Raw genomic sequence first — 20,969 nt, forward strand, 5'->3', positions numbered from 1 at the left:
AGGAAAGTAATATGGAAAACCGTAGAAGATATCTTAATATATTAAGAAAAATGAATTTGCAAGACGAAGATATAATTAATGAAGCACTGAAAAAAAAGGGTTTCTATTCTGACTCCGATATATATCCTCTTTCATCGTTACATTTTGAATTAACATCTAGGTGTAATGCGTTTTGCAAGCACTGCTATAATAATTCTGGAATAAATACCGGGTTGGATGTAATGACACCAGACAAGTGGACTGCATTTTCGAAGTATATTGTTGAACATGGTGGAGTCTTTGAATGTCTTCTTTCAGGAGGAGAACCCTTGCTTTTAGGGGATAGTTTGTTTGAAATTATGGATATTTTACATGATGATGGTACAATATTTCTTGTAATGACCAATGGATACTTGTTGACTGAAGATATGGTAAAAAAATTTAAAAAGTATCAATACCATTGGTTTCAAGTTTCCATAGATGGTGCTACATCGAAGTATCATGATTTGTTTCGTCAAACAGAAGGAAGTTGGGAAAGAGCAATTAAAGGTGCAACTGCTATTTCTAATAATGGAATACCTCTAAAGATAGCACATTGTGTAACTCCTTATAACCTAAAGGATATCGACGATATGTGTGCGTTGGCGTATTCACTAGGTGCATCTAGTATTATGGTTGGTGGAATTTCGCTCAGTGGTAGGTCAAGTGATAATCTAGATATGCTCTTATCAGGTTCAGATAGAAAGATTTTGAGTGATAAACTTGAGGAAAATCGTATTCGTTACAAAGGACGTATGCGCGTTAAGTCAACAAATAGTGTAAAACATGGTTTGCAGAATCATGCTAGAAGGCCACGTTCTGGAGCAGTGATTAGACCAAATGGGGATATTCGTATTGATGGAATGGCACCATTTATTATAGGCAATATAATCAATGAAGATTTTACAGAAGTATGGGAAAATAAAATTGATAATTGTTGGAGTGACCCAAGGGTTCAAGAGTTTATTACTGGATTCGATGAGGATGATAGAAATAGAACACTAATCAATTATGTAGAAAGAGATATTCGATTATAATAATTTATAATGGGAAAAGAGAATGGTCAATGACAGATAGGGTTATACTCTTTTTCATAAAACCGAGTAGCAATTGGTTACTTGATTATACATCAAATTGCTGAGATGCAGGAGTTCCTTGCAGAGCAGATGGAGCAGATAGAAGAATATGATGAATCCTTTGTGAGGCGAATGGTTGAAAAGGTAACGGTTTATGAGGAGAAATTCATGGTGGAATTTAAGTCAGGCACAAGCGTGGATGTAGAAAGATAAAAGTATCGAAAATAAGGCACTGTGTAGGTTAAAGATAATTACATAGTGCTTTTAACGTTCTGTAAATTTTTACAATAGTACATTGTATTTATCAACCAAACGGTTTATAATTAGAGGTAGATAATGGAGGAATGTCATGATAACATCAGATATGATAAGAGCATTGTGTGAGAAAAAGAATATTAGTATTGCAGAACTTAGTAGACGTATTGGTCAGACACCTCAGAACTTTAATAAAAAATTGAAACGAGGTACTGTTTCACTCGAAGAGATGAAGCAAATAGCAGATGTGATGGAAGTTACATTTGAGCTGTCTTTTAGATTCCCAGATGGAGATTGTATTAAGGCAGGAAATGAATAGGTGGTGATTTACTATGGATACGGTGGATTTGATTATCAATTCATCTACAAGCTTTTATAATTATTTAAAACAGGATAAAAATGGAAGGTACCGTTCTTGGGAATATTGCTATTCTCATTTTTATAATGCACGTGGTAAGGAAGATGCTGATATCGATTACTTAAGTCTTCATCTTGCTTTTTATCTTGCAAGTTGGGGAATGTATAGAGGATCGTCATTTTTATTGCAAAAGGATTATAAAGTACATATTCCTGTTGTCCAGGAATTGTTAAAACCGAAATATGATCCACTGATGGGAATTGAATGCACTGAATTCAAGAAGGAAGGTAATCAGAATCTGCTTGTGGAGATAAATGCCTTCATAATTGAATACTACGATAAAATTCGTAGAGAAGTAAAGGAGCAAGACTTGAAGAAGCAACTGTCCTACACACTCATCACAAAAATTCTTATGGGAACGATGGGATGTGTTCCGGCTTATGATAGGTATTTTATATCTGGTATTAAAAATCAGAAGATAGCAACAGGCAATTATAATATCAAGTCAGTCTTACAGCTTGTCGATTTTTATGAGAAGAATGCAGATAGATTAGAGTCTGTAAGGAAGAGCATGACGGTTTGCGATTTGCCATACCCGCAGATGAAAATGCTTGATATGGGATTTTGGCAAATAGGGTTTGACTTGGATACAAATAAAGGTATAAAGATAGCACACTAATGGGGGTTATTTATGGAATATACAGATGTAGAAAAACAATTCCTATCACTTATGGAGAGGTCTGATTTCAAAAATTTATCAAAAAATGATGTACTGAGTTATGCTTCAAAACTGAATGAGTTGCGTCCAGAAGTGGCACAGCAGGTTCTTGCACAGTTTCCTGAACTTGCAAAGCTGATTCAGTCTTCAATGGTTGAGTACAAAGGAATTCTTGAAAAGATTATTGCAAGTGATGATGACAGTACAAATCAAGTGTATGGTATCTTAAATAAAGAACTTGAAGGTTTACATGAAAGCAGAAAAGAGTATATTGTATTTGCTGATAAAGTACGTTCTGATTTAAGTAAGTGCCTTGATAATCCTAATTTGACACAGGAACAGCAAAAAGAAATCATTGATCGTGAGATGGAAATTTCCCATCTGGTGGATAAAAAAGATACAGAGATACGAGAACAGGAAATGGAAACTGCTCGTATGGCTGATAAAAAAGACTCAGAAAAGAAAGAATATAATTGGAGGACACTTGGTGTAGCAAGTCTTGTTGTACTCACAGCTGTTGGAATAAGTGCAGCCGCATTAGGTGGTAAATTTGATATTAAGCTGCCGAAGAAATTGTAATGGTGTATTGTTAGGTAGAAAAACATTTAGCCTTTAATACTAATTGAAATAGTTCGAAAGTGTGGATTTACGGGGGTAATAATGATTGAAAAAATGCATCGTTTTTTTCAGAGCTTTCCTGATACACCACCTATTGGTGTGAAAGGAGATTATAGATGTTCAGTTCATTACAAAAATACATATAGATTAGATAAAGCTAAAGAGCAATATTCTCTTCCAATAGTAGATATATATGATATCATCAACTACACTAATGATTTTCTCGAAAAAATTAGTATCGTGGTTAAAACGAAAGATTCTAATAAATACAATCCGTTGCAAATTGATTATAAAGAGATTAAACGAAACAACGAATTAGTTTCCGTAGCTGATATTGTTTGGATGAAGTTTACTAATAGTGGGCATTTAGGTGTTGTAGCAACGAGCAATGATATAAATTTTGATATACCACTAAACGAAAATGAATATGACAAGAAAGAATGGAGATATAATCCTTATAAAAGAAAAAATGAGTTGGTGTGGAAATATACTTCATCTGGAATTTTAATCCACCAATTAGGAGAGTACTGGGACACTTCATTTGTATTAGTGTTTCCGTTGTCCAATATACCGAAGGGATATAATCGAGGTGATATTGAAAAAGCAGTCGGAAATTACTTGATACATAAAGGCGTGCCAATAATTGATTTTTATTCACATAACTATTAGAAAACTATAAGTCACTGGAAAAATTCAGTTTGTCGGTGGATATATTCCCACAAACAAGAGTTGTCATTTGACGTACTTCCTATCCTCTCGTGCCATGTGGAGAGTGTGGTGCTGCTGAAGCGTTGTAGTTCGGGAAGCAAAATGTAGGATTCGACCACAAGATTTTATGGGTTGAGAACGATTTTGAGGTAAAAAACAGGTTAAAAATCTGCTTTTTTCCTCCTTAAAAAAAATAGGTAAAAATATAGATGACATGAAGGAGATAAAATTATGAATGATAAAACTGTGGTATTAAATGCCAGCTTGGTAAATTATGATGGAAACATTGATTACTCACAAATTGCATCTGAAGTGGTAATCTATGATGAAACGTCTGAAGATAAAATTTTGGAGCGAGTTGACGGTTTTACAATCGTTGTAACGAAAGAAATGAAAATCACAGGTGACATTATTAGAAAATTTCCTGATAGTGTAAAGATGATTTGTGAAGCCGGAACCGGATATAATAATATAGATTTGAATGCGGTACGCGAAAAAGGAATCATGTTATGCAACATCCCTGCGTATAGCAGTGAACGAGTGGCACATACAGCGATCCTTTTGATTTTAAACCTGGCAAGCTCAATGCAAAAACAGATTCGTATGCTTTCGGAAGGTAATCACGATAATTTCCATAAGCACTTAATGGTTGACCATGTTGAATTAAATGGCAAAACATTAGGAGTTATCGGTTATGGAAATATTGCAAAAGAAATAATTAAAGTAGCACAAGCACTGGGAATGAAAATTTTAGTATCGACTAGAACTCCAAGAGAAGATGTTGAGAATATTCACTTTACAACAAAAGAGGAAGTATTCATGCAAAGTGATTTTATTTCTCTTAATTGTCCTTTAAACGAATCAACAAGACATATGATGAATAAAGAAACTTTAGCAATGATGAAACCGACAGCATATTTAGTCAATACTGCACGGGGAGCATTGGTTGATGAAAAAGCATTGATTGACGCATTGCAAAATAATGTAATTGCAGGTGCGGGATTAGATGTGCAAGAAGTAGAACCATTAGATGATGCTAGTCCATTATATACAATGGATAATGTTATCATTACTCCGCACATGGGATGGCGGGGATTAGAAACAAGACAACGCTTAGTTTTATTGATCCAAGATAATATCAGAGCTTTTTCTAAAGGACAGCCGATTAATAGAGTAGATTAAAAACCCTCAGTGAGAGCTTTCATCTTAAGAGCTTTTATATTTACTAAAGTAGATATCGAAAAATGAGGGAGTACTAGCCCGATGGCCATCAGAATTGCAGCAACAAGGCATGTAGAAGCTGTGGTTAAACTATTTAGGAAATAAGCCATTTAAGATAGATTTAATAACTCAATAAATACCATTTGCCACCATAAATTATTTTTGGGTGGCAATTATATTCTCAAATATATTTGATTCATGAAATAGTTGAATTTGAATACATAAATATATTATGATAAAGTAATGAAGAAATTTCCATCTTGGATAAAGATGAATTAAACATATATTTAAATAAAAAGGAAGGCAGTAAAATAGAAGGATTTATAGTTGAAGTGGAACACAGTCTTAAAACATTCTTAGAGGATTGGAGTAAAAGCAGATAGAAAAAATAATATTTTCTTGAGAATTTCATAAACTTAATTTATAACATCTTAATCCTTAAATAATTAGATTTTAGAGATTAATTATATCAGATGGAAAGAGGAATTATGAAATATGAGGTATGTAATTGTATGTGTAGTTAAAGGAAAAGCAGGAGATTTCAATAATAACATGAGAAAAGAATTATGGACAAAATTTGAGACAAAATCGTCTAAACTGCCAGCACATTTTACTATTAAAGCTCCTTTTGAATATGAAGGAGATATCACAGAACTTGAAAATGCTATAGCAGATTTTAAGAAAGACGAAAAACCTGAAGCTTTTAACATAGAAGGCTATGATCATTTTGATAATAGGGTAGTTTATATGAAAGTAAAGATGTCTAGAGAAGGCAAGAATATGCACGATAGACTTATTGATAAAATGGGCTCAGTATCTTATATAAAATTTAAGAAAAAAGAAGGCAAAGATAAGACATTTCATGTGACCCTGGCAACGAGAATGACACCTCTTTTATATCGAAAGGTATTTAATTACGTAAATAAGTATCCTTGTAATTTTCAATGCTTATTTGATAATGTGAGTATATATAAATTTGAGGATTATAAGTGGAAATTATATAGAGAATTTAACTTATAGGTAAATTACAGAGTTAGTTAATATTAAAATATATTTGCTAGAAGATGTTTGTTCTATAACCGAGTTTCTTGATGAGTCAAACAATTTGTGGCATAGTCAACAATTTTTTTGATATCATTGACACTATTCCTAATGGTTATCATTTAAAAAACGATTAATATTCAAATATGCATATCATGTACCTCATTCTTCTGCAGTTATTTCGGGTAATTTGCATTCTTGACCGCTATGGATCGCTTCAGTCCCGGCAGCTACTGACGTTTTGTAATACCAGATTTTATAGTCGATTTTTTTCATATGTTTTTCTAGTAATCTAATTTGGTCAGCAACTTTCTTTTTGTGTTCAATGAAAATTTCAAGACGATTTTTGAGAGTAGCATTACCCTCAAGACACCAATCTATAAATTGCTTTATTTCTTTTATTGGCATTCCAGTTTCCTTTAAAACTGTATTAATTCAAGGTCAACGTATTTTAATAAAATAAAAAATCAAAATAACACCTAGTTTTAACTGGGCGCTATTTTGTTTAATAATTTTTTTAGTTTTAATTTTTCAAGTATGTAATAATCTTTATATGTATTTAAGATTATTTTATAACAATCAGTTCATATTTTCTGGTACCCAAACCTATTTTTTCTGAGTGTTCAAGGCAGGTGTGCCATTCCGATTCTGGCGTTGAATTGGCAAAGTGATCGTGATGATCTTGAAAGTTGGGTTTTGCCATGTTGTCAGATAACTGACTGTTTTGTAGAGGCGCAGCTGCCATACAAGCATCCACACATGCTTGATCAAGTGCTAGAGGATCGAAGGAAGCGAACATACCAAGGTTTGGAAGAATTGGTGTGTCATTTTCAGGGTGACAGTCACAATTAGGTGAAACATCTACCACAAGAGAAATATGGAAGCAAGGACGACCATCTACTACTGCCTTAGCATATTCTGCCATGCGGCAGTTCAGCTCTCTACTGGCTGACCAGTTTGCAAATTCAATTGCATCAAAATTACATGCACCTAAGCAGCGGCCGCAGCCAACACAATTTTCTGTATTGATAGTCATCTTCTTTTTTACATCATCAAACGATAAACCATTATTAGCACATTCACGCTGGCATCTTCTACATCCCTGGCATTTTTCCTCTATTATATGAGGTTTTCCGTTAATATGCTGATCTTTTTTTCCAGCACGAGAGCCACAACCCATACCAATATTTTTGATAGTACCACCAAAGCCAGCCATTTCATGACCTTTGAAGTGAGTTAGGCTGATAAATACATCAGCATCCATGATTGCATGACCAATTTTGGCCTCTTTTATATATTCACCATTTATTACAGGTACTGTGATGTCATCGGTTCCTTTTAATCCATCACCTATAATAATTGGGCATCCAACTGTAAGAGGAGTAAAACCGTTTTCCCAGGCACATTCCAGATGTTCAAGTGCATTTTTGCGGCTACCAGGATAAAGTGTATTGCAGTCAGTTAGAAAGGGCTTTCCTCCTAATTTTTTTACTACATCTACTACTGCTTTTGCATAATTTGGTCTAAGATAACCTAAGTTGCCAAGTTCACCGAAGTGCATTTTTATAGCAACAAATTTATTATTCATGTCAATTTGGCTGATATCTGCCTTTTTAATAAGTCTTTTTAATTTAGCTGGTAAACCTTCTCCAAGTTTTGCTCGGAAATCAGTAAAATAAACTTTTGATTTTTCCATACTTAATCGCTCCTTTTTGAAAAATACTGATTGATTTTAATATTTCATAATAATTATAAAACCTAGAGTTAACTTTAGGTCAATAGTTTTTTAAAATTATAAAAAGAAATATCCAAATTATAATATGAAGTAACTACGATAAAATATTTCCTTTTTTATTCGCAAAAGTTTGCTAATGCTTCAATATCCTTTATTCTGAAAGTTGATAAGTGAAAATCAATTATACCCTCGTCTCTCATTTTGCACATTTCCCTTGACATAGATGGTCTGGATACATTTAAAAAATCAGCAAGTTCATTTCGCTTTAAGGATAAAATTATAGTGCTATTTTTGGTATTTTGATATTGATCCAACAAATATGAACAAATTTTACCACGTATACTTTTAATTGAAAGGTATTCCACCTTCTTATTTAACATTAAACCCTTATCTGATATTATTTTCATAAAATTTTGGAGAAGTGAAACATGCCAGGAGCAGTTATTTTTACATCTAGCTATAAGATCTGCGTTTGTAAGAAACAAAACCTTACAAGATGATTGTGATATGACTGTCACTGGCCATTTTTTATGACTTGAGAATACAAACATTTCACCAAATAATCCTCCTTTTTTTACTACGTTCATAATAACTCTATTTCCTTCGGCACTTTCTTTTACTATTATAGCTTCACCTTCTAAAACTAGGCCAAATTTGTGGACAGATTCACCTGAATTAACAATACATTCATTTTTGCCAAAACTGTGTATTTGAGCAGTTAAACAGTGTAACAGTAAAATAACCTCATTTCTTTTTATTCCATTAAATAGAGGTGAATTTTCAATTATATCAATATATTTTTCTATCATTTTAAAACCATCCTTTTCGTATCCTCAGATACTGAATTGTAATAATAAATATAATATAATAATCACATAGAAAAAACAAATGTAAAATAAGTAATTGGGAGGTACATTATGTCAAATATGTTTTGTTTTCAATGTCAAGAAACTGCAGGGGGAAAGGGATGTACTGTAAGAGGTGTGTGCGGTAAAACCAAAGATGTAGCTAAAGCTCAAGATCTATTGGTTTATGTAACTAAGGGATTAGCGATAGTGAGCAATGAAGGAAGAAAAGTTGGAGTAGTTGATGATAATGTGGATAAATTTATAACTGAAAACTTATTTTTTACAATTACTAATGCTAACTTTGATAGAGAAGCAATTTTAGATAGAGTAAAAGAAACTTTAAAAATAAGAGAAGAAATAAAAACAAAAGTTATAAAAGATGGTGGACAAGCATCAAGTAAAATCAGCATTTCTGATGCTGCAGTATGGTCATCTGACAATGTAAGTGATTTTGATGCAAAGGCTGAACAAGTTGGGGTATTATCAACTGAAAATGAGGATGTAAGAAGCTTAAGAGAACTTATAATATATGGGCTAAAAGGCTTATCAGCGTATATGAAGCATGCTATGAACTTAGGATATAATGACTTAGAGGTTCATGGATTTATTGCTAAAGCTTTAGCTGCTACGTTGGATGATTCACTGTCAGTAGATGATTTAGTTGCACTTACATTAGAAACAGGAAAATATGGTGTGACTGGTATGGCTTTACTTGATAAAGCAAATACAGAAACTTATGGAAATCCTGAAATTACAAAAGTTAATATTGGAGTTAGAAACAATCCTGGAATATTAATTTCCGGTCATGATTTAAAAGATCTTGAAATGTTATTAGAGCAGACAAAAGGAACAGGAGTAGATGTTTATACTCATGGTGAAATGCTTGCGGGACAGTATTACCCAGCCTTCAAGAAATATGATAACTTTGCAGGAAACTATGGAAATGCATGGTGGAAACAAGGAGAAGAATTTGAAAAGTTCAATGGAGCAATTCTAATGACTACAAACTGTGTAATTCCTCCAAAAGATTCATATAAAAATAGATTATTTACAACAGGAGCAACAGGTATAACGGGTTGTAAGCACATTTCAGCAGATGAAAATGGAAACAAGGATTTCTCAGAAATAATTGCTGTTGCTAAAAAATGCAAAGCTCCAACTGAAATAGAAAAGGGAGAAATTGTTGGTGGATTTGCTCATAATCAAGTATTAGCACTTGCAGATAAGGTCGTAGATGCAGTTAAAACTGGTGCTATAAAGAGATTCTTTGTAATGGCTGGTTGTGATGGTAGGGCAAAATCAAGAAACTACTATACTGAATTTGCAGAGAAGCTTCCAAAGGATACGGTTATATTAACTGCAGGATGTGCAAAATACAAATATAATAAATTGAATCTTGGCGATATCGGTGGAATTCCAAGAGTACTTGATGCAGGACAATGTAATGATTCATATTCATTAGTAGTTATTGCATTAAAGCTTAAGGAAGTGTTTGGACTTGATGATGTAAATAAACTTCCAATATCCTATAATATAGCATGGTATGAGCAAAAAGCTGTAATAGTATTATTATCATTATTATATCTTGGAGTAAAAAACATTCACTTAGGACCAACACTTCCAGCTTTCCTATCGCCAAATGTGGCTAAAGTATTAGTTAATAATTTTGGAATAGCAGGAATTGGAACTGTTGAGGATGATTTAAAACTATTTTTAGGATAATTATTTATTTCTCAAAATTGATAACAGATTATTCAAAAACCCATCACTTGTTTAAAAGTGATGGGTAAAATTATACTTGTGATGAAAACATTACTAATTTTTTTACTACACTTATGATAAGTTGACTTGATTTCGGCAGCCATATTTGGCCTTATAGAGAGACTTGTCCACTCTCATAAACCATTGATCTAAAGATTCACCACAAATCCTTTCTGTAGCTCCAATACTGGTTGTTATTTTTAGATCAGGCAAGATTTGACTGCTTTCTACTTTTAAACGTAAATTTTCTGCTTCGATTACTGCGTCTTTAATAGCTGTATTTGGCATTAGTACAATAAATTCATCTCCACCGAACCTGAAAGCTGTATCTGTAGTTTGCAAAGAAGAAGTTATAATCTTAGCAAAATTTTTCAACACTTCATCACCAGCTAGATGACCGAAGGTATCATTTATTTTTTTAAAATGATCTATATCCAATAATAGTATTGTAATAGGCTTTTTGTTGAGGTCTGCTCTTTTTATTTCTTTAGCTGCTTTTATATTAAGATAAGTACGATTATATAAACCTGTTAGCTGATCAGTGATACTTAAGTACAGCAGATTTAAATAAGATTCAATCAAGTTGCGCATTTTCTCCATAAAATCCTTTATATCTTGTGAAAAGTGGTTTTCCTTGTCATCAAGCATACAAATTGTTCCAAAGAAATTACCGTTTGGTAGTTTGATGGGAAATCCTAAATAGCACTTCATATTGAGTTTCATATCAGGATTATTTCGCCATTTATTTGATTTTGATGCATTGGGTACTAAAAGCATTTTACCTTTATTGATTACCGTTTCGCAATAAAGTCCAGAATTTAAGAGATATTCTTTTTTACCCGTTTGATAAGGATTATTTTTAGTTTTGCTGGCTACGAACACTTGTATTTCTTCGTTCTGTACTCTCATAATAAGGGTCGCACGGACTTTTGCAATACGAGCGATAAGATCTACTATACTTTGCCACTCTTCAAACATGGTATCAGGAATATCTACATTATAATTGTTATTTGTATTTATTGTTTCATTCATAGCTTTTAATCACCTCTATAATTTATTTAAGCTAAAAATTACTGATAACTCTTATTTTGTGTTTTGCATAGTTGGAGTACTTTTATACACATAAGTATACTATATATGAGCATGAAAATGTAATAAACCTATAAGTGTTCATAAGTCTAGTACTTAAAAAATTTTAGAATTATATACTTTTGTAGTATAAATACAAAAATTACAATTATATCAAAAATAAAACATTTATTGACTTTATTTTTATTTGGTAGTAAAATATTTGTAATAATTTAAATAAAAATAGCAATAGATTTAATAATATTGCAAAATTTAATTTTGGAAACTATGAAAAATTCTCTTTATATGGGCACTTTGAGAATTTAGAGTTAGTAGTGCACCCTGCCAATAGTTAGTTTAATAACTGATTATTGGCTTTTAATTTATTTATAATTATAAGATTGGAGGCAGTAATATTAAATAGCTAATAAATATTAGTGGATATGTTTGAAAATATTTAAAATTATGAATAGGGGGTAAAAAATGAATAAACACATAAAAGTAATTATTATAAATTTTTTAATAATTATTTGTTTCCTTATGGGATGTCAATATAAAACGAATAAAAGAAATAAACCGATTGTGGGGGTAGTAGTAGCCAGATTTGACGATACTTTCCTGACATCAGTACGTAATCAATTTTATGATATGGCACAAAATAAAGTTGAGGTTGACATATGGAATGGAAATGGTTCACAAAAAACTGAGAATGAGAAAGTTGATATTCTTATTAAAAGTAAAGTTAATGTTTTAGCTGTGAATCTTGTTGATACTAATGGAGCATCTTCAATTATAGAAAAAGCAAAAAAAGCAAATATACCCGTAATTTTTTTCAATACGGAACCATCAGCAGAGGATCTTGAAAAATGGGATAAAGTGTATTATGTAGGATCAAGAAGTGAACAATCTGGCATTTTTCAGGGTCAAATGCTTGTAAATTACTTTAAAAGCAATCCTGCTAAAAATGGAACTATACGATATGTAATGCTGGAAGGCAAGACAGACCATCCAGATGCAATTGCACGTACTAAATATTCTGTTAAAACTATAGAAGATGCAGGCTTTAAAGTTCAAAATGTAGCACAGGATACTGCTATGTGGGATCGTGAGGAAGCTGAAGAGAAAATGGCAAATATTCTTGCAGTTCAAAATGATAATATTGATTGTGTAATTGCCAATAATGATGATATGGCATTAGGTGCTATAGATGCACTTAAGAGTAAAGGCTATTTTAATAATGGAAAATATATACCTGTTGTTGGTGTCGATGATACCGATGGTGCTGCTAATGCTGAAAAGGCTGGTACTCTCCTTGGTACAGTGCTTAATGATGCCAAAAATCAAGGAAAAGCAATTTTTAATCTTGCCAGCGTTCTTTCTAATGGTCAGGCTCCAGATAGCAGCAATTTTACTACTCCAATTAATGATGGAAAGTATATATGGATTGATAATAAAATTGTTACAAAATAAAATATTGAGAATATAAAATAATTATTACAGAATAATTGTATTATAAAATCCGTTAGGGGGAATTGTGTTGTTCAAGAATGCTAAAATAAGAGTAAAGTTTTTAATTGGTTTCGGTATTATTTTAATAATGATGTTAATTACTACTGTTTGTGCTTATTACAATTTTAGCCATATGGAAACTATTCAGAATAAAATAATAAATAATGTAGTTCCGATAGATAAAATAAATAAGGAGATTAATAACGAACTAATTGATGAGGAATCAGGAGTTCGTGGCTATATTGCCAGCAATGGAGATGCAAAATACTTAGAAACATATAGTTCAAGTCGTAAAAATTTGGAGAATGAAATAAATGAAATTCAAAAGTACTGTGCTCAATATGATAGCTTAACAGTTATAATGAAAAATGAGGAAATTCCTAATATTGAAGTTATAAATAAACATTTTGATTCTCAAATTCAGCTTGTAAAAACAGGCAAGATCGAAATAGCTAGGGATAGACTTGGCGATGGAAAAGGATATATGGATGTATGCAAAAATATTCAGGGCAAGTTAGATAATGAAATAAATAAAATAACTGCTGATTCATTAAATAGCAGCAAATTGGCAAGTATTCAATCAAAACTTATTATGGGTATTATTTTTCTAATCAGTTTTCTAATTGCAACATTTATTGCTGTATTTTTTTCATCTATGATGAGAACACAGTTAACTAGAGGCATTATAGCTTTAGAGGAAATTTCTAATGGAAATTTGTCTATAGAACCTTTAAAAGTAGATTCAAAAGATGAATTTGGACAATTAGGTAATGCAATTAATTCAATGCAAAATTCTATGAAGGATATTGTTATTTCTATAATAAATGAAACTGAAAATGTAAATAAGGCACTGGCAATATCAAATAAAGATATTAAAGAACTTACAGTTGAACTTGAAGGCATATCAGCAACAGTAGAACAATTATCTGCAGGAATGGAAGAAACAGCAGCTTCTACAGAAGAAATAAATTCATCTTCTTGTGAAATTGAATCTGTAGTTGGAACTATTGCAGATAAAGCACAAGATGGTGCAGAATCTGCAGAGGAAATTAGTAAAAAAGCTCTTGCTTTAAAGGATGATTCCGTTAAACTTCAAGAAGATGCTAATAAAACACGTTTAAATATTAAAATAGTTATGGATGCCGCACTTGAAAAGACAAAGAAGGTTGAAAAAATCAGAGCTTTATCTGAAACCATTTTTGAAATATCTTCACAAACCAACCTTTTGGCTTTAAATGCATCGATTGAATCAGTTAGAGCAGGTGAAGCTGGAAAAGGATTTTCAATAGTTGCCGAAGAAATTGGAAAATTAGCAGAAAGTTCCAGTGAAGCTGTAAAACAAATACAGGATACTATTGATATAGTATTTGAAGCTGTAAATAATCTTTCAGATGCTTCAAAATGTACATTGGATTATATTGAAACTAAGGTAGTTAAAAGTTATAAGGATTCTGTTATAGTAGGTGAAAGTTATAATAAAGATGCATTGTATATTAGTAATCTGGTAACAGATTTTAGTTCTACTTCCCAAGAACTTCTTGCATCTATGAAAACTGTGTCTGAATCAATTAATGAGATATCGAAAGCAAATAGTGAGGGATCAACAGGTACAAATGATATTGCTGAAAAAATATTAAAAATAAAGGACAGGGCAGATGAAGTAAAAGATGAAACTGTTTATGTAAAAGAGAGTGCAGAGCATTTAAAAACTATTGTTTCAAAATTTAGTATATAATTTAAGTATAGAAGAGTTTAACTAACAAAAATCACCGGATTTGAATCTGGTGATTTTTTTATGTTACAAAATTGTAAGCATCCAGTTAGTTGTTATATACGGATTCGGTTGGAGTCAGTCTTGCTCTTTCAAAATTCATAATTGAAGTAAATGGTGGTATGATTGATGTAAAAAGTAATATAGGAGATGAAGTCCTTGAACGAAAATTATTTTAATAACGCGGTTAATATAGCGAAAGGTATATGCATGAGGAAAATAGATAAAGGGGATATAGTGGTTGATGCCACTATGGGAAATGGAAATGATACGGTATTTTTAGCGGAACTTGCAGGAAATTCAGGGAAGGTTTATGCATTTGATGTACAGGAGAAAGCTGTTAAAAACACGGAAGAAAAAATAAATGAAAAAGGTTTTTCAAAACGTGTAGAACTTATAAATGATGGACATGAAAATATGGATAAATATATAAGCGGAAAAGTAAGCCTTGTAATGTTTAATTTAGGATATTTACCTAAAGCAGAACATACAATTACTACAAAAGCAGATACTACACTTGCTGCACTTAAAAAATCATTGGATTTAATTAAAAAAGGTGGTGTAGTGATTTTGATAGTGTATTATGGACACGAAGATGGAAAAATTGAAAAAATAGCTTTAGAGGAATATATAAAAAATTTAGATCAGAAAAAGTATAATGCTGTAAAGATGTCTTTTATTAATCAAATTCATAATCCACCAATGCTCATTGTAATTGAAAAAAGATAATTTGATCTAGAATAAGGCTTATAATAAAATTAAAATAATTTATAAGAGGTGAAATATTACGGTAAAAGTTTATTTTAAGGCTTTAACGTCTCACTCAGATGTAGATAAAGTTAGTAAAACGGCAGAGAAAATATTGGACAGGATAATAAGAGAAGAAAATATATCACTTGAAGATTTTGTACCTCTTAAGGTCCATTTTGGCGAGAAGGGAAATAAAACCTATATCCATCCTGAAAATTTTAATGGAATAATAGATTATCTTGAACAAAACAACAAAAAGACAGCGTTTATAGAAACAAATGCACTGTACAAGGGACAGAGAATGACAAGGGAAAATCATACAAAGATAGCAAAAGAACATGGATTTACAAGAGTTCCTGTTATAATTGCAGATGGAGAAAGAGGAGAAGATTTTGAAAATATTGAGATAAACAAGAAGCATTTTAAAAACTGTAAAATAGGAAAGAAAATTGCGGATTTAAACCAGATAATAGTTTTAAGCCATTTTAAAGGACATACACTTGCGGGATTTGGAGGAGCTGTGAAACAACTTGCTATGGGATGTGCAGCAAGAGGTGGAAAATTGGCACAGCATGCCAACTCAAAACCTATAATAATTCCATTTAAATGCAGGGCTTGTGGAGCTTGTAAAGCTAATTGCCCTGTAAGTGCTATAACTATAAAAAAATGGGCTAAAATTGATAAAGATGTATGTATAGGATGTTCTTCATGTCAGACTATTTGCAAGCATAAGGCGATTACAAGTAATTGGCTCCAGTCCCTTTCTATGTCTTTTAATGAGAGGATGGCAGAATATGCTTTTGCAGCAGCAAGAGGAAAGAATAACATATATATAACCTTTGCGCTTAATATTACAGCGGGTTGTGATTGCGAAGGACATTCCATGATACCTATAATGAGGGATATAGGTATATTTGCATCCACAGATCCAATAGCTATAGACAGAGCATGTTTGGATAAATTGAGGGTGGATGTAAAAGCTATTTTCTGGAGGGGAATAAAGACTTTAAAATACGGTGAAAAAATAGGACTTGGAAGTATGAAATATGAGTTAATTGATATAGATTGTATGTAGTAATTGAAAACATAATTTATAATTGTTGTAAAATGAATTTAAAATTATTGTTAATATATTTTTAAGTTCATTTTTTTATGTATAATTTGAGGTATAATAGGCAAGTAATGTAATTAGAAGGGGATGTATTATTTGCTAAAGAAAAATATAGCATTAATTGTAATGACTTTAATAATAAGTTTTCCATTTAATACTTTTGCAAGTCCTGTTTCAAATACTTCAGATGCTATTACACAAAATTGCAATAATCTAAATGATGGCATAGAAGCTAAAATAGAAAAAATGGATAATGATATAGAAACAAATATGAGAATTTTAAATGGATATAATGATAATCTTAAAAAATTGAATAATGACATTACAGAAAATAAAAAAGATATTGAAGCTCTTGACAATAATATAAAGGGTTTGAATGATATAGTTGGGAAGAGATTGAGGAATATGTATGAAACTAATTTTGGCATAGAGTATCTTGATTTTTTATTGTCATCAAAGAACGCAAGTGATGCTTTTGATAGATTAGATATGTCTAAAACTTTAATAGATTATGATAAAAACAACATAAAGAAATTAGAAAATAATAAACAAATTAGAGAAAAGTCTGAAAAAAAATTGGAGAAAGACAAATCAGATGTATCTAAGTTAAAAAATGATATTTCTAAAAAGATAGAAATATTAAAACAACAAAAACAAAATGAAAAAAAACTTTTGGAGGTTTTAAATAGCAGTAGTTCAAATAGTTCAAAATTGAAGTTTACTTCGGACAATAATATAGTAAATTATGCATTATCTTTTTTAGGTGTACCTTATGTATGGGGTGGAACTACTCCATCTGGTTTTGACTGCTCTGGATTTGTCCAGTATGTATATGCTCATTTTGGAATTAGTATACCTAGAATATCTCAGGACCAGCAAAATCATGGTACAGCTGTTAAAGATAGAAAAGATTTGCAGCCAGGAGATTTGGTGTTTTTTGGAACGCCGGCATATCATGTTGGTATGTACATAGGAGATGGAAAATATGTGGAGGCTCCACACACAGGAGATGTAGTAAAAATAGCTGAACTTTATAACTATACTTCAGCTATGAGGGTTAAGAATTAATAGTTAAAATTAACAGTTAGAAATTATTATATGGTGAATAGAAAATTATCTAACTGTTAATTAAATAAAAGTGTTTATTAAACTAATTTTTTGTTAAAAATATCTGTAAGACCTAGACTTGCTATTCTATTTTGTATTTCTTTTCTGTCTGTAGAGTATAGACCTCGTTCCTTCATTCTATTGAAAAATTCTGCACCGGCGAAGGTGTATCTGTTTTTTCTTCCTTCCTTAGTTTTTATTTTATAGGTTGCGTAGCTTATAATATCTCCAATTACAGTATCATTTGGAAGAACTAGAGTAGGAATATTGTATGCATATCTTACAGCGTTATGTCCTGCAAGTGATCCTGTACATATGGCTTCTGTATGTCCAACAAATAATCCACTTTTTTCTCCGCCGCAGAATAGATTGTCAACTCCCTTGACTTTTAGATCTGTTGAAACTGGTGCTACAGAGAGATATCTTACAGAATTTCCTTTGCCGCCGGAGTAAGGATCTACAAATTTAGCACTCTCAAGTCCATGTATTTTTCTAAGCTTTTCAAGAGGATAATATGAAGTCATTAATTTTACGTGCCCTGTATCTAGAAGAATTACATTTTCTGCAAATTCTTTTAGGGCATACTGTTGGCATACTTTTGCTTTTAATTTGTCTAAATTTATGTCTTCCTTTGGAACTTTTAAAACCACAACACCTTTCTTTTCAATTTCATCTACCAGTGATTTGTCTAAGGTTTCCTTTGCAAGTTTACAAGAACCACTGAAGGCACCATAATTTCCATCGGTTCTTTCTCCATGGAGGTCAGGAATACCTGCACAACTGCTTATGCTTATTCTTGGCCCGAAAGATGGACATCTAAGTATGCACATGGAGCAGCCGTTGCCATATCTTATACAATTTCCCATAGGTCCTGTGGAGCCCGTAGTTTCTATAAATGCATCGGCCTCTTCATAATCTCCATTTGCTGTATAAATACCTTTTATTTTGCTGCCATTCATTTTTACATCTACTACTCTTGAAATCAAGTTTAACTTTATGCCTTTATCCACAATATATTTTCTAACCACAGGTTCTATTTTATTTACATCATAGAGCCATGCATGAGCATGTCCTGGAAAATCAAGATTCTTATGCCTTGTAAGACTGTCTGTAATACCTATTAAATCACCTGCTCCAAGTGCTATTATTTCTTCTGCTGCTGTGTACCTTCCGTTATTTCTCATTATGCCGCCTACATTGCCAAGACCAAGAACCATGTCAGTTTTTTCGTACATAACTACATCAGCACCTGCTTTTTTGCAGGTTAAAGCTGCAGCACAACCGGACCAGCCTGAACCTATTATTATTACTTTCATAAAAAAACTCCTTTCATTTTTTGTGCTTATATATCTATAAAATATATCTATAAAAATCTTCTATCTTTAAACAAATCTCTTGGGTCAAGCTGTACCTTACACAACCTTGGTGCTGAATCATCATTGAAGTGTTTTGTGCAGCTGGCACATATTCCTTCTCCGCAGACTATTTTAGAATTGTTGCAGCAGGATAAATTTATAGATTTATCTACAAAATCAATAATTCTATAGGTTAATATATCTGGGCCGCCGCAGTGTATTAGATTTATATTTTCTACATTTGTAATTTTTTCTAAGATTGATTTGAATTCAGAACTAAGATAGCCATTATTAAGTATGGTGCAATTTATAATCTTTGAACTATAATTCTTAAAATAATCTTCTGTAAAATTACTTTGAAATTGTGTGTCTATAATAGATATAATCTTGTTATTATTAGAGTATAATTTTTTCATTACTGGAATTGAAGGTGCGGCAGCTATACCACGGGCTGCGATTATAGAAGTTCCATCTTTTGCGTTATTAATATTTGAAATTCCCATTATCCCATTTGAAAAAGGACCTCTAACTAATACATTTTTATTTTTATGGAGTTTAGAAAGAGCTTTTGTTTTAGGACCAATTAATTTTACAGCAAATTTTAAAGTACCATTATCACAATTAGCATCCATTACTGACAGAGGAACATCATAGTAATTTATATTTTCTTCATTTCTAACAAATACGAAACTTCCAGGAAAAACAAGTTCATGAATAAGTGATTCAGGAGCCTTTAAAGTGAAGGTTAACAAATCCTTATCTGCAAGTTTGTTATCTAGTACAGGACAGCTGTAACTTTTTCTAAGAGATTTTGCCTTATTCCCATTTGATATATATTGTTCATATATGCAAACTCCGCACCAGCTTTTGCACTGGCAGAATTTTTCACCGGAGAGCTGAGAGCATAATATGCAATCACCAGTTTCCGCAAGATGGCATGGACAATAGGCACTTCCAGCATCTATACAATACATGTAAATAACCTCCGTCTATAATTTATATATGAAATTTTAGCTTTTTTAAACATTTGTATACTATAGATTATCTTTTTAACATAAAATTTGTTACTTTATTCTTAACATTTAACGTATTATTATATATAATAAAATATAAGATAAAATTAAAGCAAAGTATGGTGCAATTGATTAATTTAAGAAGGGATGATTTTTTAAATGGAAGAAAAGTATGATTTAACCAATCCTTATGAAATAGCTAAATACATAAAAGAGGCTAAAAAGAGCACTCCCGTTAAAGTTTATGTTAAAGGGGATTTATCAAAAAGTAATTTTGGAAACATAGAAGATTACAGTGGAGCAGATTTCCATGTAATTTTTGGAGAAAGCGATGAAGTATCAAAATTTTTAAAAGAAAACAAATCAAATATAAAGCAATTTAAAATGGAATATGACAGACGTAATTCGGCTATTCCAATGGTGGACTTAAGAAATATAGATGCTAGAATAGAACCGGGTGCAATAATTAGAGACAAGGTAAAGATAGATAAAGGTGCTGTAGTAATGATGGGTGCTGTAATAAATATAGGTGCAGAAATAGGAGAGGGCACTATGGTTGACATGAATGCTGTTGTAGGTGCAAGAGGAAAGCTTGGCAAAAATGTTCACCTTGGTGCAGGAGCAGTTGTTGCAGGAGTACTTGAACCACCAAGTAAATCACCTTGTGAAATAGGGGATGATGTACTTGTAGGAGCTAATTCGGTTATACTTGAAGGTGTAAAAATAGGAAAAGGTTCTGTAATTGCAGCTGGTTCCGTAGTAGTAGAAGATGTACCGGAAAATGTAGTAGCAGCAGGTTCTCCGGCAAAAATAATTAAGAATGTAGACAGTAAGACAAAGGATAAAACTAAACTTTTGGCAGATTTAAGAAAATAAGCAAGAATTAAAAATATACAAGGTATACACGGATTGATTTGTATTATAATCT

23 protein-coding genes and 1 riboswitch are annotated in these 20,969 nt (G+C 31.9%); of the genes, 17 read left to right on the forward strand and 6 right to left on the reverse strand.

Going from position 1 to position 20,969, the window contains the following annotated elements:
• The first annotated feature begins 11 nt into the window (after positions 1 to 11).
• From J2Z42_RS09960 to J2Z42_RS09990, 9 genes are all read left to right on the forward strand, one after another.
• On the forward strand, positions 12 to 1,055 hold the full coding sequence (locus tag J2Z42_RS09960) for a radical SAM/SPASM domain-containing protein (protein ID WP_209702487.1): 1,044 nt from the start codon (positions 12 to 14) through the stop codon (positions 1,053 to 1,055).
• Positions 1,056 to 1,184: 129 nt separating this feature from the next.
• Positions 1,185 to 1,307 carry a hypothetical protein gene (locus tag J2Z42_RS14680; RefSeq protein ID WP_281063540.1) on the forward strand — a complete coding sequence of 41 codons (123 nt, stop codon included), beginning with the start codon at positions 1,185 to 1,187 and terminating at the stop codon, positions 1,305 to 1,307.
• Between the two features lie 136 nt (positions 1,308 to 1,443).
• Positions 1,444 to 1,668: a helix-turn-helix domain-containing protein gene (locus J2Z42_RS09965; RefSeq protein WP_209702488.1), complete on the forward strand. Its 225-nt coding sequence runs from the start codon at positions 1,444 to 1,446 to the stop codon at positions 1,666 to 1,668.
• Between the two features lie 13 nt (positions 1,669 to 1,681).
• On the forward strand, positions 1,682 to 2,386 hold the full coding sequence (locus J2Z42_RS09970; RefSeq protein WP_209702489.1) for a hypothetical protein: 705 nt from the start codon (positions 1,682 to 1,684) through the stop codon (positions 2,384 to 2,386).
• Between the two features lie 12 nt (positions 2,387 to 2,398).
• On the forward strand, positions 2,399 to 3,004 hold the full coding sequence (locus J2Z42_RS09975) for a hypothetical protein (protein WP_209702490.1): 606 nt from the start codon (positions 2,399 to 2,401) through the stop codon (positions 3,002 to 3,004).
• An 81-nt stretch (positions 3,005 to 3,085) separates the two neighbouring features.
• Positions 3,086 to 3,712: a hypothetical protein gene (locus J2Z42_RS09980; RefSeq protein ID WP_209702491.1), complete on the forward strand. Its 627-nt coding sequence runs from the start codon at positions 3,086 to 3,088 to the stop codon at positions 3,710 to 3,712.
• Positions 3,713 to 3,982: 270 nt separating this feature from the next.
• Complete coding sequence (locus J2Z42_RS09985) at positions 3,983 to 4,933, forward strand: 2-hydroxyacid dehydrogenase (protein WP_209702492.1); 951 nt, start codon at positions 3,983 to 3,985, stop codon at positions 4,931 to 4,933.
• A 299-nt stretch (positions 4,934 to 5,232) separates the two neighbouring features.
• Positions 5,233 to 5,355 (forward strand): hypothetical protein, encoded by a 123-nt coding sequence (locus J2Z42_RS14685; protein ID WP_281063541.1) that lies wholly within the window; start codon positions 5,233 to 5,235, stop codon positions 5,353 to 5,355.
• A 112-nt stretch (positions 5,356 to 5,467) separates the two neighbouring features.
• Positions 5,468 to 5,992: a 2'-5' RNA ligase family protein gene (locus J2Z42_RS09990; RefSeq protein WP_209702493.1), complete on the forward strand. Its 525-nt coding sequence runs from the start codon at positions 5,468 to 5,470 to the stop codon at positions 5,990 to 5,992.
• Between the two features lie 183 nt (positions 5,993 to 6,175).
• Here J2Z42_RS09990 and J2Z42_RS09995 read toward each other — a convergent pair whose 3' ends face one another.
• The 3 genes from J2Z42_RS09995 to J2Z42_RS10005 all read right to left on the reverse strand — a co-directional run bounded on the left by J2Z42_RS09995 (position 6,176) and on the right by J2Z42_RS10005 (position 8,557).
• Entirely contained in the window at positions 6,176 to 6,421 is a 246-nt protein-coding gene (locus J2Z42_RS09995; protein ID WP_209702494.1) for a MerR family transcriptional regulator, read from the reverse strand.
• Positions 6,422 to 6,578: 157 nt separating this feature from the next.
• The gene (locus J2Z42_RS10000) at positions 6,579 to 7,709 is read right to left on the reverse strand and encodes a DUF362 domain-containing protein (protein ID WP_209702495.1); all 1,131 of its coding nucleotides are present in this window, start codon (positions 7,707 to 7,709) and stop codon (positions 6,579 to 6,581) included.
• 155 nt (positions 7,710 to 7,864) lie between these two features.
• Complete coding sequence (locus tag J2Z42_RS10005) at positions 7,865 to 8,557, reverse strand: Crp/Fnr family transcriptional regulator (RefSeq protein WP_209702496.1); 693 nt, start codon at positions 8,555 to 8,557, stop codon at positions 7,865 to 7,867.
• Between the two features lie 108 nt (positions 8,558 to 8,665).
• On the opposite strand from J2Z42_RS10005, the gene hcp reads away from it, so the two are divergent.
• On the forward strand, positions 8,666 to 10,318 hold the full coding sequence (gene hcp / locus J2Z42_RS10010) for a hydroxylamine reductase (protein ID WP_209702497.1): 1,653 nt from the start codon (positions 8,666 to 8,668) through the stop codon (positions 10,316 to 10,318).
• A gap of 111 nt (positions 10,319 to 10,429) precedes the next feature.
• Here hcp and J2Z42_RS10015 read toward each other — a convergent pair whose 3' ends face one another.
• Positions 10,430 to 11,389: a sensor domain-containing diguanylate cyclase gene (locus J2Z42_RS10015; protein ID WP_209702498.1), complete on the reverse strand. Its 960-nt coding sequence runs from the start codon at positions 11,387 to 11,389 to the stop codon at positions 10,430 to 10,432.
• A gap of 308 nt (positions 11,390 to 11,697) precedes the next feature.
• Positions 11,698 to 11,781, forward strand: a riboswitch (cyclic di-GMP riboswitch).
• A gap of 127 nt (positions 11,782 to 11,908) precedes the next feature.
• Here J2Z42_RS10015 and J2Z42_RS10020 point away from each other — a divergent pair.
• The 6 genes from J2Z42_RS10020 (at position 11,909) to J2Z42_RS10040 (ending at position 17,634) form a co-directional block, all read left to right on the forward strand.
• On the forward strand, positions 11,909 to 12,895 hold the full coding sequence (locus J2Z42_RS10020) for a galactose ABC transporter substrate-binding protein (protein ID WP_209702499.1): 987 nt from the start codon (positions 11,909 to 11,911) through the stop codon (positions 12,893 to 12,895).
• Positions 12,896 to 12,962: 67 nt separating this feature from the next.
• A complete protein-coding gene (locus tag J2Z42_RS10025; RefSeq protein WP_209702500.1) occupies positions 12,963 to 14,669 on the forward strand; it encodes a methyl-accepting chemotaxis protein in 1,707 nt (568 codons plus the stop codon).
• Between the two features lie 89 nt (positions 14,670 to 14,758).
• Positions 14,759 to 14,884, forward strand: a complete 126-nt coding sequence (locus tag J2Z42_RS14690; protein ID WP_281063542.1) for a hypothetical protein — start codon at positions 14,759 to 14,761, stop codon at positions 14,882 to 14,884.
• Positions 14,865 to 15,434, forward strand: coding sequence for a tRNA 5-(aminomethyl)-2-thiouridylate-methyltransferase MnmM (gene mnmM / locus J2Z42_RS10030; protein WP_209702501.1), 570 nt, complete (start codon positions 14,865 to 14,867; stop codon positions 15,432 to 15,434). Before J2Z42_RS14690 ends, mnmM begins: the two co-directional genes overlap by 20 nt.
• Positions 15,435 to 15,567: 133 nt before the next feature.
• The gene (locus tag J2Z42_RS10035; RefSeq protein ID WP_245331570.1) at positions 15,568 to 16,530 is read left to right on the forward strand and encodes a DUF362 domain-containing protein; all 963 of its coding nucleotides are present in this window, start codon (positions 15,568 to 15,570) and stop codon (positions 16,528 to 16,530) included.
• Positions 16,531 to 16,662: 132 nt separating this feature from the next.
• The gene (locus J2Z42_RS10040) at positions 16,663 to 17,634 is read left to right on the forward strand and encodes a C40 family peptidase (protein ID WP_245331571.1); all 972 of its coding nucleotides are present in this window, start codon (positions 16,663 to 16,665) and stop codon (positions 17,632 to 17,634) included.
• 77 nt (positions 17,635 to 17,711) lie between these two features.
• Here the strand turns inward: J2Z42_RS10040 and J2Z42_RS10045 are convergent, their stop codons facing one another.
• On the reverse strand, positions 17,712 to 18,989 hold the full coding sequence (locus J2Z42_RS10045) for an FAD-dependent oxidoreductase (RefSeq protein WP_209702503.1): 1,278 nt from the start codon (positions 18,987 to 18,989) through the stop codon (positions 17,712 to 17,714).
• 47 nt (positions 18,990 to 19,036) lie between these two features.
• Entirely contained in the window at positions 19,037 to 20,002 is a 966-nt protein-coding gene (locus J2Z42_RS10050) for a sulfide/dihydroorotate dehydrogenase-like FAD/NAD-binding protein (protein WP_209702504.1), read from the reverse strand.
• A gap of 198 nt (positions 20,003 to 20,200) precedes the next feature.
• Here J2Z42_RS10050 and dapD point away from each other — a divergent pair, with 198 nt between their 5' ends.
• Positions 20,201 to 20,917 carry a 2,3,4,5-tetrahydropyridine-2,6-dicarboxylate N-acetyltransferase gene (gene dapD, locus J2Z42_RS10055; protein ID WP_209702505.1) on the forward strand — a complete coding sequence of 239 codons (717 nt, stop codon included), beginning with the start codon at positions 20,201 to 20,203 and terminating at the stop codon, positions 20,915 to 20,917.
• The last annotated feature ends 52 nt before the right edge of the window (positions 20,918 to 20,969 follow it).

The organism is Clostridium algifaecis, assembly GCF_017874415.1.
Classification (GTDB): domain Bacteria; phylum Bacillota; class Clostridia; order Clostridiales; family Clostridiaceae; genus Clostridium_B; species Clostridium_B algifaecis.

Excerpts from the sequence above, each read along its gene's own strand:
- J2Z42_RS09960 (WP_209702487.1), top strand. The coding sequence starts at position 12 with ATGGAAAACCGTAGAAGATATCTTAATATATTAAGAAAAATGAATTTG.
- J2Z42_RS14680 (WP_281063540.1), top strand. The coding sequence starts at position 1,185 with ATGGAGCAGATAGAAGAATATGATGAATCCTTTGTGAGGCGAATGGTT.
- J2Z42_RS09965 (WP_209702488.1), top strand. The coding sequence starts at position 1,444 with ATGATAACATCAGATATGATAAGAGCATTGTGTGAGAAAAAGAATATT.
- J2Z42_RS09970 (WP_209702489.1), top strand. The coding sequence starts at position 1,682 with ATGGATACGGTGGATTTGATTATCAATTCATCTACAAGCTTTTATAAT.
- J2Z42_RS09975 (WP_209702490.1), top strand. The coding sequence starts at position 2,399 with ATGGAATATACAGATGTAGAAAAACAATTCCTATCACTTATGGAGAGG.
- J2Z42_RS09980 (WP_209702491.1), top strand. The coding sequence starts at position 3,086 with ATGATTGAAAAAATGCATCGTTTTTTTCAGAGCTTTCCTGATACACCA.
- J2Z42_RS09985 (WP_209702492.1), top strand. The coding sequence starts at position 3,983 with ATGAATGATAAAACTGTGGTATTAAATGCCAGCTTGGTAAATTATGAT.
- J2Z42_RS09990 (WP_209702493.1), top strand. The coding sequence starts at position 5,468 with ATGAGGTATGTAATTGTATGTGTAGTTAAAGGAAAAGCAGGAGATTTC.
- J2Z42_RS09995 (WP_209702494.1), bottom strand. The coding sequence starts at position 6,421 with ATGCCAATAAAAGAAATAAAGCAATTTATAGATTGGTGTCTTGAGGGT.
- J2Z42_RS10000 (WP_209702495.1), bottom strand. The coding sequence starts at position 7,709 with ATGGAAAAATCAAAAGTTTATTTTACTGATTTCCGAGCAAAACTTGGA.
- J2Z42_RS10005 (WP_209702496.1), bottom strand. The coding sequence starts at position 8,557 with ATGATAGAAAAATATATTGATATAATTGAAAATTCACCTCTATTTAAT.
- hcp (WP_209702497.1), top strand. The coding sequence starts at position 8,666 with ATGTCAAATATGTTTTGTTTTCAATGTCAAGAAACTGCAGGGGGAAAG.
- J2Z42_RS10015 (WP_209702498.1), bottom strand. The coding sequence starts at position 11,389 with ATGAATGAAACAATAAATACAAATAACAATTATAATGTAGATATTCCT.
- J2Z42_RS10020 (WP_209702499.1), top strand. The coding sequence starts at position 11,909 with ATGAATAAACACATAAAAGTAATTATTATAAATTTTTTAATAATTATT.
- J2Z42_RS10045 (WP_209702503.1), bottom strand. The coding sequence starts at position 18,989 with ATGAAAGTAATAATAATAGGTTCAGGCTGGTCCGGTTGTGCTGCAGCT.
- J2Z42_RS10050 (WP_209702504.1), bottom strand. The coding sequence starts at position 20,002 with ATGTATTGTATAGATGCTGGAAGTGCCTATTGTCCATGCCATCTTGCG.
- dapD (WP_209702505.1), top strand. The coding sequence starts at position 20,201 with ATGGAAGAAAAGTATGATTTAACCAATCCTTATGAAATAGCTAAATAC.